11 protein-coding genes, 1 tRNA gene and 3 pseudogenes are annotated in these 14151 nt (G+C 41.9%); 7 read left to right on the forward strand and 8 right to left on the reverse strand.

Annotated features, from left to right (window positions below; genetic code table 11):
• Positions 1–145: 145 nt before the first annotated feature.
• From H8A87_RS06910 to H8A87_RS06920, 3 genes and pseudogenes are all read right to left on the reverse strand, one after another.
• Positions 146–925, reverse strand: a complete 780-nt coding sequence (locus tag H8A87_RS06910; protein WP_198689247.1) for an antitermination protein Q — start codon at positions 923–925, stop codon at positions 146–148.
• Positions 926–936: 11 nt separating this feature from the next.
• A pseudogene (locus tag H8A87_RS06915) lies at positions 937–1134 on the reverse strand (Arm DNA-binding domain-containing protein); the annotation flags it as partial.
• Between the two features lie 217 nt (positions 1135–1351).
• Positions 1352–1439 (reverse strand) — tRNA-Ser (locus H8A87_RS06920).
• A 182-nt stretch (positions 1440–1621) separates the two neighbouring features.
• On the opposite strand from H8A87_RS06920, the gene tusE reads away from it, so the two are divergent.
• Positions 1622–1951, forward strand: a complete 330-nt coding sequence (tusE, locus tag H8A87_RS06925; protein WP_198689248.1) for a sulfurtransferase TusE — start codon at positions 1622–1624, stop codon at positions 1949–1951.
• Positions 1952–1966: 15 nt separating this feature from the next.
• On the opposite strand, the gene yccX is transcribed toward tusE, so the two are convergent.
• Positions 1967–2245 carry an acylphosphatase gene (gene yccX / locus H8A87_RS06930; protein WP_198689249.1) on the reverse strand — a complete coding sequence of 93 codons (279 nt, stop codon included), beginning with the start codon at positions 2243–2245 and terminating at the stop codon, positions 1967–1969.
• Between the two features lie 224 nt (positions 2246–2469).
• Between yccX and hspQ the strand changes: the two genes are divergently transcribed.
• On the forward strand, positions 2470–2790 hold the full coding sequence (gene hspQ, locus H8A87_RS06935) for a heat shock protein HspQ (RefSeq protein WP_198689250.1): 321 nt from the start codon (positions 2470–2472) through the stop codon (positions 2788–2790).
• A gap of 67 nt (positions 2791–2857) precedes the next feature.
• Here the strand turns inward: hspQ and H8A87_RS06940 are convergent.
• Positions 2858–3275 (reverse strand): annotated as a pseudogene (locus H8A87_RS06940) (CoA-binding protein).
• A gap of 157 nt (positions 3276–3432) precedes the next feature.
• Here H8A87_RS06940 and mgsA point away from each other — a divergent pair.
• On the forward strand, positions 3433–3891 hold the full coding sequence (gene mgsA / locus H8A87_RS06945; RefSeq protein ID WP_198689251.1) for a methylglyoxal synthase: 459 nt from the start codon (positions 3433–3435) through the stop codon (positions 3889–3891).
• Positions 3892–3962: 71 nt separating this feature from the next.
• Here the strand turns inward: mgsA and helD are convergent, their stop codons facing one another.
• Positions 3963–6017 (reverse strand): DNA helicase IV, encoded by a 2055-nt coding sequence (gene helD / locus H8A87_RS06950; protein ID WP_198689252.1) that lies wholly within the window; start codon positions 6015–6017, stop codon positions 3963–3965.
• 66 nt (positions 6018–6083) lie between these two features.
• On the opposite strand from helD, the pseudogene yccS reads away from it, so the two are divergent.
• A pseudogene (yccS, locus tag H8A87_RS06955) lies at positions 6084–8249 on the forward strand (YccS family putative transporter).
• Positions 8250–8706: 457 nt separating this feature from the next.
• Here yccS and H8A87_RS06960 read toward each other — a convergent pair.
• Positions 8707–9330 carry a TfoX/Sxy family DNA transformation protein gene (locus H8A87_RS06960; RefSeq protein ID WP_198689253.1) on the reverse strand — a complete coding sequence of 208 codons (624 nt, stop codon included), beginning with the start codon at positions 9328–9330 and terminating at the stop codon, positions 8707–8709.
• 240 nt (positions 9331–9570) lie between these two features.
• Between H8A87_RS06960 and sulA the strand changes: the two genes are divergently transcribed.
• Positions 9571–10143, forward strand: a complete 573-nt coding sequence (gene sulA / locus H8A87_RS06965; RefSeq protein WP_198689254.1) for an SOS-induced cell division inhibitor SulA — start codon at positions 9571–9573, stop codon at positions 10141–10143.
• Positions 10144–10498: 355 nt separating this feature from the next.
• On the forward strand, positions 10499–11614 hold the full coding sequence (gene ompA / locus H8A87_RS06970; protein ID WP_198689255.1) for a porin OmpA: 1116 nt from the start codon (positions 10499–10501) through the stop codon (positions 11612–11614).
• Positions 11615–11700: 86 nt separating this feature from the next.
• On the opposite strand, the gene matP is transcribed toward ompA, so the two are convergent.
• A complete protein-coding gene (matP, locus tag H8A87_RS06975) occupies positions 11701–12150 on the reverse strand; it encodes a macrodomain Ter protein MatP (RefSeq protein WP_198689256.1) in 450 nt (149 codons plus the stop codon).
• A 205-nt stretch (positions 12151–12355) separates the two neighbouring features.
• Between matP and H8A87_RS06980 the strand changes: the two genes are divergently transcribed.
• A complete protein-coding gene (locus tag H8A87_RS06980; protein ID WP_198689257.1) occupies positions 12356–14086 on the forward strand; it encodes an AAA family ATPase in 1731 nt (576 codons plus the stop codon).
• The last annotated feature ends 65 nt before the right edge of the window (positions 14087–14151 follow it).

A 14151-nucleotide genomic window follows, 5' to 3' on the forward strand; every position in this document is an offset into this window, starting at 1 on the left:
AATGCATACCTGAAAGCAAAAAACCCCGCCGAAGCGAGGTTTCAATATTCGTAGTGTGTGTAGATACAATATCCCACTATTTGGAGATATTACGCCAGCTTTATGCAAAATGCAAAATGCAAATATTGGTGACGATATAAACGGTTTATTTTGTCACCTCATCGAATACCGTTTTAGCATGTTTTTCTTCCGTGTAACACTTACCCGTCAGCTTCTCGTAAAAAGGCTTCCAGTTGCGAGACCATGACGACTGAGTTAAGCCCGGAACAAGTGCTTTAATTGCCGTATACGCCACTGACGACGGCACGCGGCTGTATCCCCGTCCCGAGCATCGGGGGCAAACCTTATGAACGGGCGTACCCCGTAAAGTTGTCTCTTCCTCATCAAGAATGAGGCCCCGCCCCTTACAGCGACAGCGGTTTGACAGCACACCTTTCCCGTTGCATTGCTGGCAAAGTTCCCCCACTCGTTCGACTTCAATCCACGGTTCAATAATTACCACACCATCGGCACGAATAATGCCGGGATGTTTTTCAACGTCTTTCATCCCGTAGATAAGTCCTTTCCCCCGGCACTCCGAACACTGACAAGTCGAAGCCGCTGAACGGGCGTAGTTTTCAAACGCCATCTTGGATAAGATCACCAGACATGGCCCCAGTTTATTTCCTGCGGCTTTCGATATCAGTCTGGGGACTGTTTGCCTTGCATATTTGGTCAATTCTTCTATCGTGCTGAACTTGTCTTGTTCACTGACATCGTTCCTGGCAAAGAATGCCGTCATCCCAAACTTAGCCTGTGACGCTGCCATCCCCAGAGCCGCCGCGGTATCCATCCCTTTCATTCTGCCCGGTGCGGTACTGGTAGAGGCATCACTAAACGCCGGCGACTTCGGGTGAAAGTGTTTCAGGGCTGATTCGAGTTTCATGCAACACATTCAGCTATCAACTTTTTCGCTTCATCACGTTTCTTTCTGGCTTCTGCCAAAGAAATAAGTGGAAAAGTGCCAATAGCAAGTAGTTTTTCTTTTCCTGCAATGCGGTATTTCAATCTCCAATATTTAGAGCTATTTGCCTTAACCAACAAATACAAGCCGCCACTATCGGATAGCTTAAAATCTTTATCTTGGGGTTTTATTGTTTCAACTTACCGGGCTGTTAGTTTCATGTGTCTAGCATCCTCGCAACTGTGGGGGTATTTTTTTAGGGGGTACAAAAATATACCCCTATATATACCCCCTGATAGGGGGACATTGCAATAGATGCTAGTAGACATCAATAGATGTGTAATTTTGAGGTTTTCTTTGATTTTACTAAGAAAAAGAGACTTGAAGAGACGTTAGGAGAAGTATGACTGGCGGAGGAGGAGAGATTCGAACTCTCGGATAGTTTCCCATCGGCGGTTTTCAAGACCGCTGCCTTCAGCCGCTCGGCCACCCCTCCGCGATGTCGAGCACTATAAACATCACGGTTCCCAATGTAAAGCATTTATCTGTTCAACTGCCGTTAAATTACTCACATTGCTACCTATTGGTCTATTTAGTCATCACATTAGGCAAACTTTCTTGGGAATAGTGGTGATTTTTGCTAAATTGCTGCCATCGTTATTGGATGGTTAAAAAGTTATGTTGGTATTTGAAGGTCGTGAGATCGAAACTGATGCACAAGGTTATCTGAAAAATAGCAAGGACTGGCAAGAAGCCATGGCTCCTATGCTTGCCGAGCAGGAGACAATCACTCTAACCGAACAGCATTGGGAAGTTATACGTTTTGTGCGCGAATTCTACGAAGAATTTAATACTTCGCCAGCTATTCGAATGTTAGTTAAAGCTATCTCACAAAAATATGGTGAGGAGAAAGGAAATAGCCGTTATCTCTATCGCCTGTTTCCCAAGGGACCTGCAAAACAAGCAACAAAAATTGCAGGCCTCCCAAAACCAGTCAAATGCATTTGATTTATTCATCCGTCGCTAATGGCGGATGCTAAAATTATTCATCTCTTCTACTTCACAAAACTGAGATTGGAAATGTTCAATCTTAGCGCTCAGCGGCCCTCCCTGCTCCAGCCAATGTATTAACATTTTTATTTGTCCATCATTACCACAAGCGACAATTTTAACGCTTCCATCATTCATATTGCGAACATATCCCACTAGCTTATTTTTCTTTGCCCAACGGTACGTTTGATAACGGAATCCAACTCCCTGAACCCGACCATAAACATAAATAGTAATACTGTATTTAGTCATCGTTGCGTCCCTCTCAGGTAAAGTAGTAAGAACTTTGAATCGTTAAACCCACTTTTGGTATTGTATTTTATATACGCAACAGCTAACCTGAAATTATGGGGTGGCGGTCACATGCCATCTTTGTTTCAAAAATCATGCAAAAATTCCGGCTACCGGGTGTGCACTTGAAATTTACCTTACTGTCCTTATATAAGAGTCATTGCAAGGTTTCTTTGGAGGTGACTATGATGATCGCCAGCAAATTCGGTATCGGCCAGCAAGTTCGACATAGTTTGCTGGGTTATTTAGGTGTTGTTGTAGATATTGATGCTGAATATTCTTTAGAACAACCGCAGGAAAATGATATCGCATCTAATGCTACCTTGCGTTCAGCTCCGTGGTACCACGTTGTGATGGAAGGTGATGATGGGCAACCAGTCCATACTTATCTGGCAGAAGCTCAACTGACTTATGAAATATCAGATGATCATCCAGAACAACCTTCCCTAGATGAGTTGGCCGAATCCATCCGCAGCCAATTACAAGCTCCACGCCTACGAAATTAAACGCTTTTATTATCTTTATTCAAGTCATAATAGTAAGGTAGTGGATAATAAAAAATCGCTGCCTTATTCATTTTTCCATGCCCAAACGCGGAATTTCAATTTTTGGACAGCGATCCATTACAACATCCAATCCTTTATTTTCTGCCAGTGATTTTACTTCTTCATTGATGATGCCTTTTTGTAACCAAAGCACTTTTGCACCAATAGCTATTGCTTCCTCAGCAATACCACAGGCAGCCGTCGTATTGCGGAATACATCAACTATATCAACGGGTTGATTAATATCTGCTAATTGACTTACAACAAATTGCCCCAATAAAGTTTGTCCTGCCAATTTAGGACTAACAGGAATGACTGTATACCCCTGATTCAGTAAGTATTCCATTACCTTATAGCTCGGGCGATCTGTTTTCTCACTCGCTCCTACCTACTAGCGCGATGATTTTGCTTTTTCTCAGTATAGCCTCTATAAATTGATCGCTCATTTAGCCTCCCATATTACCCTTGACCATTACCCCATGATGTAACAGCGATTTTCATTTGGTTTATCTGCTACAGTATTTATGATAATCACGGTTGTTTTTTTATTATCTTGCCATTTTAGAAAATGGTAAATAATTTATTCATATAAAAGGTATCACCATGGAATCAATGGTTCGCACCTTGACCGAATCAAAAAAGATCGCTCTTGTCGCACATGATCACTGTAAAAAATCCCTGATGGCTTGGGCCAATACCCATGAAGCTTTATTAGGAAAGCATACACTATATGCAACAGGAACTACGGGGCATTTAATTCAGCAGAAGACAGGGTTGTCTGTTATTAGCATGCTGAGTGGGCCAATGGGAGGTGATCAACAAATTGGTGCCCTGATTTCTGAAGGAAAAATCGATGTTTTAATCTTCTTTTGGGATCCTCTGAATGCGGTTCCTCATGATCCCGATGTCAAGGCACTGCTGCGTTTGGCAACGGTCTGGAATATTCCTGTTGCAACAAACCGTTCAACTGCCGATTTTCTTATTAATTCCGCGCTTTTTTCAGAAAAGGTCGATATTTGTGTGCCAGATTATCAACGCTACCTCAATGAAAGATTAAAGTAATCTGGACAACAAACGGGAGAACCAAACTCTCCCTATTTTTTAATCTTATTTTTTCTGATGTTGATATTGCTCTAAGGCTTACGCTGAGTCGGTACTCCCAATTGAACCAATTGATGAATGAATATTGATGGCTTTTTCGGCTCCTGAATCAACCAAACCTGTTTTTTCGCCCGGGTCAATGCAACATATAGAAGACGGCGTTCTTCCGCATCGGGGAAATCTTCGGGTTGAGGCAATAAAACCTGTTCCATCACAGATTCCCTAGCTGGTGCTGGAAAACCGTCTTTTTCCTGCTGCAATCCCAGAATAATGACATAATCCGCTTGCTGCCCTTTAGACGCATGAATTGTCATAAATTCAATCTTCAAATTTGGCCAGCGAGTAGGTGCTTTTTTCAATAATTCGGGCTTGAGATGGTGATAACGTGCCAACAATAAGATGGTTTCTTGCTTGGTAACATAGCCACTCATTTTATTAAGCAATGCTTCCAACTGACCTTCCGGTAAAATCACAATCGATTTTTTATTACCTTTTGTCAGGCTATTGAGTGGCTTAGTCAATTGATGGGGGTTTTGTTGTACAAATCGATTGGCTATTTGACCAATACGATCATTGAAACGATAAGTTGTATCCAACGCACATTCTGTGCCCTCCCCAAAATAGGTAAGGAATGCCGTCGTCAAAGTTAATTCAGCCCCGCTAAAGCGATAAATTGCCTGCCAGTCATCTCCCACTGCAAACAGATGGCTTTGTTTATTTTGCGCTTTCAATGCGGTCAACAATTTGGCTCTCAATGGTGAAATATCCTGAAATTCATCCACCAGAATATGTTTCCACGGACTGATAAATCGCCCTTTTTGTAGAATATTCACAGCCTGATGGATTAAACCAGAAAAATCGACCGCGCTCTCAGATTTCAATGCCGATTTCCAAGCCTTCAGCAGAGGAGCCATAAGGCGTATACGTTTCTGAAACTCGTCGGTATAAGCGGCAGGTGCCTGCTCAATCATCTCTTTCTGACTGCCACCGTGCATACGCATCAACCCCAACCAACGTTCCAGACGAACAGATAAGCGGGCTATCAATTGTTGATCATGCCAATATTCACCTTCTGGTAATTGCCAATCCAACTCTTCGTCTAACCATTCACGCCAACCTTTAGCCTGTGCTTTTTTTTCTCCGCACTGTTTTTGCCATTCCTGAATGAGAAAATCACGACGCTTTTGGGAATCAATATCCAATTCACTAATTTTGGGATTTTTATTGCTACCTTGTTGAATGATATACAACGCCAGAGCGTGAAATGTTTGTGCTTGTATCTCTTTTGTTCCCAAACGTGCCTGAATACGTTCATTCATTTCATCAGCTGCCTGACGACCAAAAGCCAACAGCAAAATCTGCTCAGGAAGCGATTGCTGACGTAATAATAACCATCCGGTGCGAGCAACTAAAACTGAGGTTTTCCCGCTTCCTGCCCCTGCCAGAACCAGAATATTTTTTTCACCGTTAATAACTGCCTGACACTGAGAACGATTAAGTGGCGAAGTTTCTATAGTTTGAAAAAACTCCCCATATTGCGCCAAAATACGATCAATCCATTTCTGGTTCATGGTTTGAATTATTTTCTTACCATCATCCAACCAATCCAGACAAATCTGATAATTGTCACGACAGTTCTCAAATTGCGCAATTCTTTGTAATGGCAAAGGTAATGCCTGAAATGTTTCTTGGATTTGTTGCTGCAACGACGCTAAATCTGCGGCTTTCAACCAACGATCTTGTTGCTCGATCTTACCAATTTCATTCACTTGAGCGGCCAACACATCAGCGCTGACATCACTCATATCGAGGCTCCACTTTTGCCATTCCTTTAACAAGTAATGGTAAAAACGCTGTGTTTGCTGCCATTCAGTGCCATGCAGACGAGCTACTTTTCCTTCAGGCAATTCAAATTCCAATTCCCCCCAGACAATCCCTCGCTTACACTGAATACCAATTAATTGATTAAATGGAATAAGGTACTGGTGTTTGTCACCGCTGACTTCAATGCCAGCATTAAGTAAACGCACCCGATTATAAGGATGTTGAGCGAGGCGTTGGCCGATTTGCGTTGATTTTAGTTCCATTGTCGTGGCACCGTACCTGAAAATTGTTGAACTACTTCATCGCGTAAATGTTGTTAGGAGTATTGTGTGCTAACGGTTTTATCCAGCCCCCGCCATTTTCTATATAACAGTCACATCCTCTATTATATCCGTATATTCATTGCACTGACAGGAACCACCCTCATTCCCTGGTTATTAGGGGAGGAATTGAAAATAACAATTCCACTACTGCTGGGCGTCGTTGCAGCAGCATTAACAGACTTGGATGATCGTTTAGTTGGCCGCCTGCGCAACCTCATCATTACCTTAATCTCTTTCTTTATCGCTTCCGCTTCTATCACGCTGCTGTTTCCTTACCCGGGGCTTTTCATGCTTGGGCTGGCAGTATCCACCTGTGGTTTTATCTTACTTGGTGCATTAGGACAGCGTTACGCCACTATCGCCTTTGGTGCTTTGCTAATCGCCATTTATACTATGCTCGGTTCGTCAATATTTCCTATCTGGTATCAACAGCCTGTATTACTGCTTATTGGTGCAATCTGGTATAACTTACTGACATTAACAGGCCATTTGCTCTTTCCGATTCGCCCCTTACAAGAAAATTTGGCGCGCTGTTACCAACAGCTTTCGGCCTATCTCTATGCCAAAACGAGTCTGTTTGACCTCGACTCAGAAGCCGAAGAATATAAGCAATCTGTGTTTGATGTTGCCATGGCGAACAGTGCGTTAGTTACTACGCTCAATCAAGCTAAGATCTCTTTATTAAGTCGTTTAAAAGGTGATAGAGGGCAACGGGGAACCCGCCATACACTGCATTATTATTTCGTTGCACAAGATATCCATGAACGTGCCAGTTCATCCCATGTTCAATATCAAAAACTAAGAGAAGTTTTTCGTCACAGCGACATTCTGTTCCGTGTTCAGAGATTGCTTTCTATGCAAGCGCGGGCATGTGAGCAAGTTTCACAATCTATGATTCTGCGTAAGCTATATCAGCATAATCCACGTTTTGAGCGCGCGTTCAGCTACCTTGAAAGCTCCTTTGAACGTTTTAAAAACCAGCAAGGTACTGATGCTAAAATGATGGCATTCGATAATCTGTTGAAAAACTTACGTGCGATTGATACGCAATTAGCAGGGCTTAATTCTGATCAATACGTACCTTCCCAGAACACCTCCCAAAACGACAAACCAGAAGAAACGCAATTATCCGATGAAGCTTTAACTGGCTGGCGTGATGTGTGGTTTAGACTCAGCAGTAATTTGACCCCCAGGTCTGCCCTATTTCGTCATGCTATTCGGATGTCCGCCCTACTGTGTACGGGTTATGCCATTATTCAACTCTTTGACTTGCAACGCGGTTATTGGATTTTGCTAACAAGCCTGTTTGTCTGCCAACCCAACTATAGCGCTACTCGTCGACGTCTGGCTCTACGTGTCATTGGCACATTGGCAGGCATTTTAATTGGCCTGCCAATCCTCTATTTTGTGCCTTCCACCGAAGGGCAATTGGTGTTGATTGTCATTTCGGGTGTGTTGTTCTTTGCCTTTCGTAATAGCCAATATGCACATGCAACACTATTTATCACACTACTAGTATTACTAAGTTTCAATTTATTAGGTGAAGGCTTTGAAGTCGCATTACCAAGAATTATAGATACCTCGATAGGCTGTGGTATTGCCTTACTTGCTGTCAGTTTTATCTGACCAGATTGGAAGTTCCGTCAATTGCCTCAGGTGATTAACCGAACAATGGGTGCTAATTGCCGCTATCTCAATGCAATTTTAGTGCAATATCACCAAGGAAAGAGTAACAGTCTGGATTATCGAATCGCACGCCGTGATGCCCATAATTGTGATGCTGAACTGGCATCGGTGATCTCAAACATGACATCGGAGCCCAAAAGTTACCGCATTTCTCAGGAAGCAGCCTTTCGCTTACTGTGTCTTAACCATACAATGTTGAGCTATATTTCTGCGTTAGGCGCTCATCGTGACAAACTCAATGCCCCTGCTATTTTGGATATTCTTAATGATGCAATCTGCTATGTTGAATCCGTATTAAAACAAAGCCCAATTGATGATGGCACACTACAAACCATTGCAAACTATCTGCTAGAAAGAATTAATCTGGTGCCTTCTGAGAGTAATGGTAAAGTCCAACTTGTGTTACAGCAAATAGGGTTACTCATTGAACTATTGCCTGAAATTGTTGGTTTGACGAAGCAAATCAGTGAGCAGGAGCCACACTAAATATCTATACTCAATGAATTTCACAGGGGCAATTCGCCCCTGACCATATAATGGATTTATTTTCCACCCAACAATTTAACATCATAAATATTCATTTTTGATATTGATTACATGCAGAACTTCTGTAGAGCTAAAATCTATAAAAATAAAAATTCATCACATTCATTGGTTTCATTTTTTATTAATAGTAAAACCTATCACTTTCAGACTAATAAATCCGCGAAAAATAAAATGGCAAAGACAATCGCCATTGTCAAATATGACCATATATTAAGCGGTGCGTTGTTGTAATACACCTCCGCCTTTTTAGTGATAGGGACTTTCATCGAGCATGAATGTAATGAACGTCTCCCAATCACTATTCCATCTATAGCAGAAAAAGTTACCCAGAAGTTTTCAGCCATCGCGTAAGCTCAGGCAATAGGGGTCAACACCCCTATTCAACAAATTTCACTCATTACGAATGATAATCCGAATTCTGGTGAACCAATTCGCTGTGCCAGATAATTAATTCATCACGTAATTGCTCAGGTAACACTGCGACATGACATCCTTCTATCGCACCTGCCAACGCAAGCAACAAACTAACATTTGTTTTTTTCCTGTGCTGCTGTAGTTTGAGATAAGTTGCTTTTGCTCCTAACATTCTCAATTCTTCTACTTTGGAGATACCCACTTTCCATAATTGTCTTTCTAAAGCGATTCCCAAATTAGGAAGATCTTTAAGTCTAAGGGGCAGTTTTTGTCTATCAATAATTTCTTCCATGGTGTATTGATAGGCTAACTGCATATATTCAAACAACTGTTTTTGATCTCGCCATATTGACTCATTAACACGGTAATACCGCAAGGTCACGGGTATGCCCCTTTTTGAATAAATAAACTTTTCCATGCCTCTGGATTTAAATAGTACCTCAGCGTTACTGCTTCCTCGTAAATAAAGTTCCCCATCAGAACTGATAGCAAATAAAACACCATCAATTAGTAACCCAATGCCACCAAATTGAGATTTTTTCTTAAGTTTTCCCAATGAAGATACACTGTGTTGCAATTGAGCAAAACGCGCTCCAGATAAAAACATTTTTATCGCTCCATGAATCACATTCCAACATAATGTTTAATCATGCCTGCTATCAATAAAATAGATAACAAGAACAATTAATTAAAACCATACGCAATCTATTTCCAACTGCCAATCGTTAAGTCGGAAAAATCCGAATTTCTGTGAATTTTTGCGAAGCGCTTTGAAAAAAAGAGACTTGCTTTTAATCAAATAGCGTTATACTGTATAAATATACAGCCTATCATGGCGAGGAACATTATGAGCATTCAATCATCGTGGGGATATCTCACTAAGAAAGAAACGGCAACTGCTAACACAACAGTGAACGAACATAAAACAGACAAAACAATGGTTGGGATAACCGTGAAAAGACCGTCTTTTGCAAAGCAACCCCAACGCACTTCACAAACTATAAAAGGTATGGTTAGTGAACTGGTCTACAATGAGCACCAACCTGTCATTAACCACATTCTGCTTCCTTTATTACGTCAGTCTGGAAATGAAGACCGATGGTTACTTTGGGTAACACCTAATAAGAGGTTAAGCCGTCAATGGTTGATGAGTTCAGGGCTTCCTTTAAATAAGGTCGTCCAACTAAATCAAATCCGTCCCGTTGCTTCTATTAGTGCTATGGAAAAAGCTTTAGCAAGCGGCAATTACAGTGTTGTATTAGGTTGGTTGCCTGAATTGTCTGAATATGAAGTGGATAGATTACAGTTAGCTGCACAAAAAGGTACGGCTCTCGGCTTTATTATGCGCCCACAAAATCTGGTACATCAATTTATGTCACAATCAAATAGGTTACAAATTCACTCTCATTACTATCATTGATAAAAATTAGGATTTATCCCAATTTTTTTTATAAAAAATAAGCTACCAGTGATGTTCATTATTGTTTGCAATAAAAATCAATATATTAATACAGTAAATATTGTAAATGTTCGTCAAAAATATTTAGGTTTTGTCAGGCTCCAATTAAATATTTTGTGCCACCCATCACAGTGTACTTGTAACTTTTTAAGTTCGTTGTAGACTTTACAAAGTTTAGGAACTTGTGCTTACCGCCCTTATATTTCAGGACATATCTCCTGATAGGAGCATAGTTACCTAACCAAACATTTTAACCAATGGCTAATAATAAGGCTTTCAAGGCCAATTGCCTATTTGGATGATAACGAGGCGTAAAATGAAGAAGACAGCTATCGCAGTAGCAGTGGCAGTGGCAGCTTTCGCAACTGCTGCTCAAGCAGCTCCAAAGGACAACACTTGGTATACCGGCGCTAAACTAGGTTGGTCTCAATACCATGACGTAAACTTCTACGGTAATGGTTATAATGACCAGATTGGCAGCGGCCCTACCCGCAAAAGCCAGCTAGGTGCAGGTGCCTATGTCGGTTATCAGGCAAACCCATATCTGGGCTTCGAACTGGGTTATGACTGGTTAGGTCGCATGGCTTATAAGGGCAGCGTTAATAATGGAGCTTTCCGTGCCCAAGGCGTTCAACTGACAACTAAACTAAGCTATCCAGTATTGGACAATCTGGATATCTATACTCGTCTGGGTGGTATGGTATGGCGTGCAGACTCTTCCGCGACTTACAATGCCAATGCCGCATCTCCTACACAAGTAAGAAAGAGAGATAACGACACTGGCGTTTCTCCTCTGGCCGCGATTGGTGTTGAATACGCACTGACCAAAAATCTGGCAACCCGTCTGGATTACCAATGGGTTAACAACATCGGTGATGCAGCCAGTGTTGGTGCCCGTCCAGATAACGGTCTGTTGAGCGTTGGTGTTTCTTACCGTTTCGGTCAAGATGACGCTGCTCCAATCGTTACACCAGCAGCGCCAGTTGTTCCAGCCCCTGCTCCAGCTCCTATTGTTGAAAACAAGAGCTTCACCTTACGCTCTGACGTTCTGTTCAATTTCAACAAATCAACGCTGAAAACAGAAGGTAAACAAGAGCTGGATAACCTCTACAACCAATTGGCCAAAATCGATCCAAATCAGGGTAAGGTACTGGTAATGGGTTACACTGATCGCATCGGTAGCCAGAATTACAATCTGCCACTGTCTCAGAAACGCGCTCAATCTGTTGTAGATTATCTGGTTGCTAAAGGCATCCCAGCAAATAGCATCCAAGCAGAAGGCCGTGGTAAAGAAAGTCCTGTCACTGGCTCTTCCTGTGACAACATCAAAGTTCGCGCTAAACTTATTGACTGCTTGGCACCAGACCGTCGTGTAATTATCAATATTCAGGGCACTAAAGAAGTTGTTACTCAGCCAAAAGTAGCACAGTAATATCGCTCTGATAGATTTATCAAAAACCCCATTTTAAATGGGGTTTTATTTTCTCTGCTCACTTACCCATCCATAGGTGGGGGGAGTTATTTCCCCAGTATTGCTTCCAAATCCTGCTTCAAGCTCGACATCTGGTGAGTATATTTTTCTCTATATTCAGCATCTTCTAATAACTGTATAATCGTTTCTGATAAGGTATTGCCGCGACGTTGGGAGAGAGCTGAAAGTCGCTGCCAAACATGGAAATCCAAATCGATGGATTTTTTACGCGAATGTTGATGTTCAGCATTAAAATGACGTTTACGCCGTGCCCGAATCGTTTGTTTCATTCGGTTGGATAAATCCGGATTCATATGCAGTGAAATCCATTTCAGTACCTTGATAGGTTCGCGCTCTAACTTCATCAGTTCATTGACCGCGTCCTGCGCTGCACTTTTCTCAATATATTTAGTAATCGGCTCACCTTCACGGTGTTTTTTTGCTAAATATACCCATTTCCAGCCACATTCCAGATTTTCCAATTGTTGATATTTCATTTCATCTCTCAGTGACAGCGTAACTTAAATTAAGCATAGCAATTATTTCTCAGAATTGCTCATAGCAACACAGAATATTGGCATATTTTACAGGCAATGAACGCCTTAAGCTCAAATGTCGTCTCTTTCAAGATTCTGGCATGTTGGTTCATGGTCTAATCTTGTATAATAAATGTTTCCCTTTTTACTATATGTAGCTATCACTTTGACGAATATAAAATTAGACTGGCAGGCATTACAGCCAAACAATGCGCCTTATCAAGCACTCTTTAATTCTGTCGCTGAATTGTCTCCCATCACAATGGATGAGGTTCAACCCAGGCTGCACAGTGGATTATCCCTTTTTTGTCAGGCCGATCTGCGTCAACCTTTTATGCTACTAAAAGCAGAAGAGAGTGATGCTTATCTGTCTCTTTTATCTGATACGACTTCTTCGTTATTGTCGAAAAATCGTCCAAATATTGGTGGCTACTATCAGATAGAGCACCAAATCATCACTTGGCATTCTTCAGGGGAAGGTTTTTTTGCACCAACTGAACGAGTCGCTTACCGTGAATGGATTGAACCAGAGCAATTATTTGGCAATATTTATACGCATCAAGGCGTGCTTCAATTGCAACCAGGACTTATCCATCAAGTAAATGGTGGTATCTTGATTTTGCCTCTGCGCACTCTACTCTCCCAGCCATTAATGTGGGTGCGTCTCAAGCAGATGATTATCCAGCGCCGTTTTGACTGGCTGTCACATGATGAAAATCGCTCCCTCCCCCTGCCTGTACCTTCAATGGAATTGGATCTGCGTCTGCTCTTAGTCGGAGATAGGTTAAGTCTTGAAGAACTACAAGCCATTGAACCCGAATTAGCAAACAGTGCATTGTACGGTGAATTTGAGCTAGATATGCCCTTTCACGAAGAAGATGATCTAGCAGTATGGTGCCGCTACGTTAATGGAATCATTCAACAACAAAACTTGCCTGCACTGAATGCCGATGCTTGGCCAGAGCTACTCAAGCAAGTTATTCGTTATACAGAAGATCAATGCCGTTTGCCTCTGGATACTCAGTGGTTGCAACAGAAACTGGAAACTGCGGCCAATTACCAACAGGAAAATCAGATCACTGAGCATTCCTTGCAACAAGCAGAAGATAATCGTATCTGGCGTCATAGCTATTTAGCTGAGCGCAGTATGGACGAAATTCTGAAAGGCCAGGTATTGATTCGTACGCAAGGCTCAGTTATTGGTCAAATTAATGGCCTCTCCGTACTTGAGTATCCTGGGCATCCTGATCCGATGGGAGAACCGGCCCGCATCAGTTGTGTTGCACATTTAGGGGATGGGGAATTTATTGATGTGGAACGTAAGGTAGAGTTAGGCGGTAATATTCATGCGAAAGGCATGATGATCATGCAGGCTTATTTAATTTCTGAATTGAAATTGGATCAGCCACAGCCATTCTCTGCTTCCATTGTATTTGAGCAATCCTATGGCGAAGTAGATGGTGACAGCGCTTCACTGGCTGAATTATGTGCCCTTATCAGTGCGTTGTCACAACAGCCTATCGACCAGCAAATTGCCGTTACAGGCGCTGTAGACCAATTTGGTTACGTGCAACCCATTGGCGGAGTCAATGAGAAAATTGAGGGGTTCTTCCGCATATGTCACTATCGGGAATTCACTGGTCATCAAGGTGTCATTATTCCAACAACTAATATTCAACACTTGTGCCTAAATCAAGATATTGTTAATGCAGTAAAAAATGGACAATTTCATATCTGGGCTGTCGAACACGTCTCTGAGGCTGCATCACTGCTGACAGGTATTCCTTATTATGATCCACAAAAAGAACACTTGTTATCTATTATATATGACCGTATTACACAGGTTAATAATCAAGAACGACCTAGACTTCCTTGGTTTCTCCGCTGGTTAGGTTAGTTAAGTCATCATCTGATCGGAGTTGTTCAGCGTACAAGTGTACGCTATTCTCTAGCCCTACACAA

The organism is Xenorhabdus lircayensis (assembly GCF_016306625.1).
Taxonomy (GTDB): domain Bacteria; phylum Pseudomonadota; class Gammaproteobacteria; order Enterobacterales; family Enterobacteriaceae; genus Xenorhabdus; species Xenorhabdus lircayensis.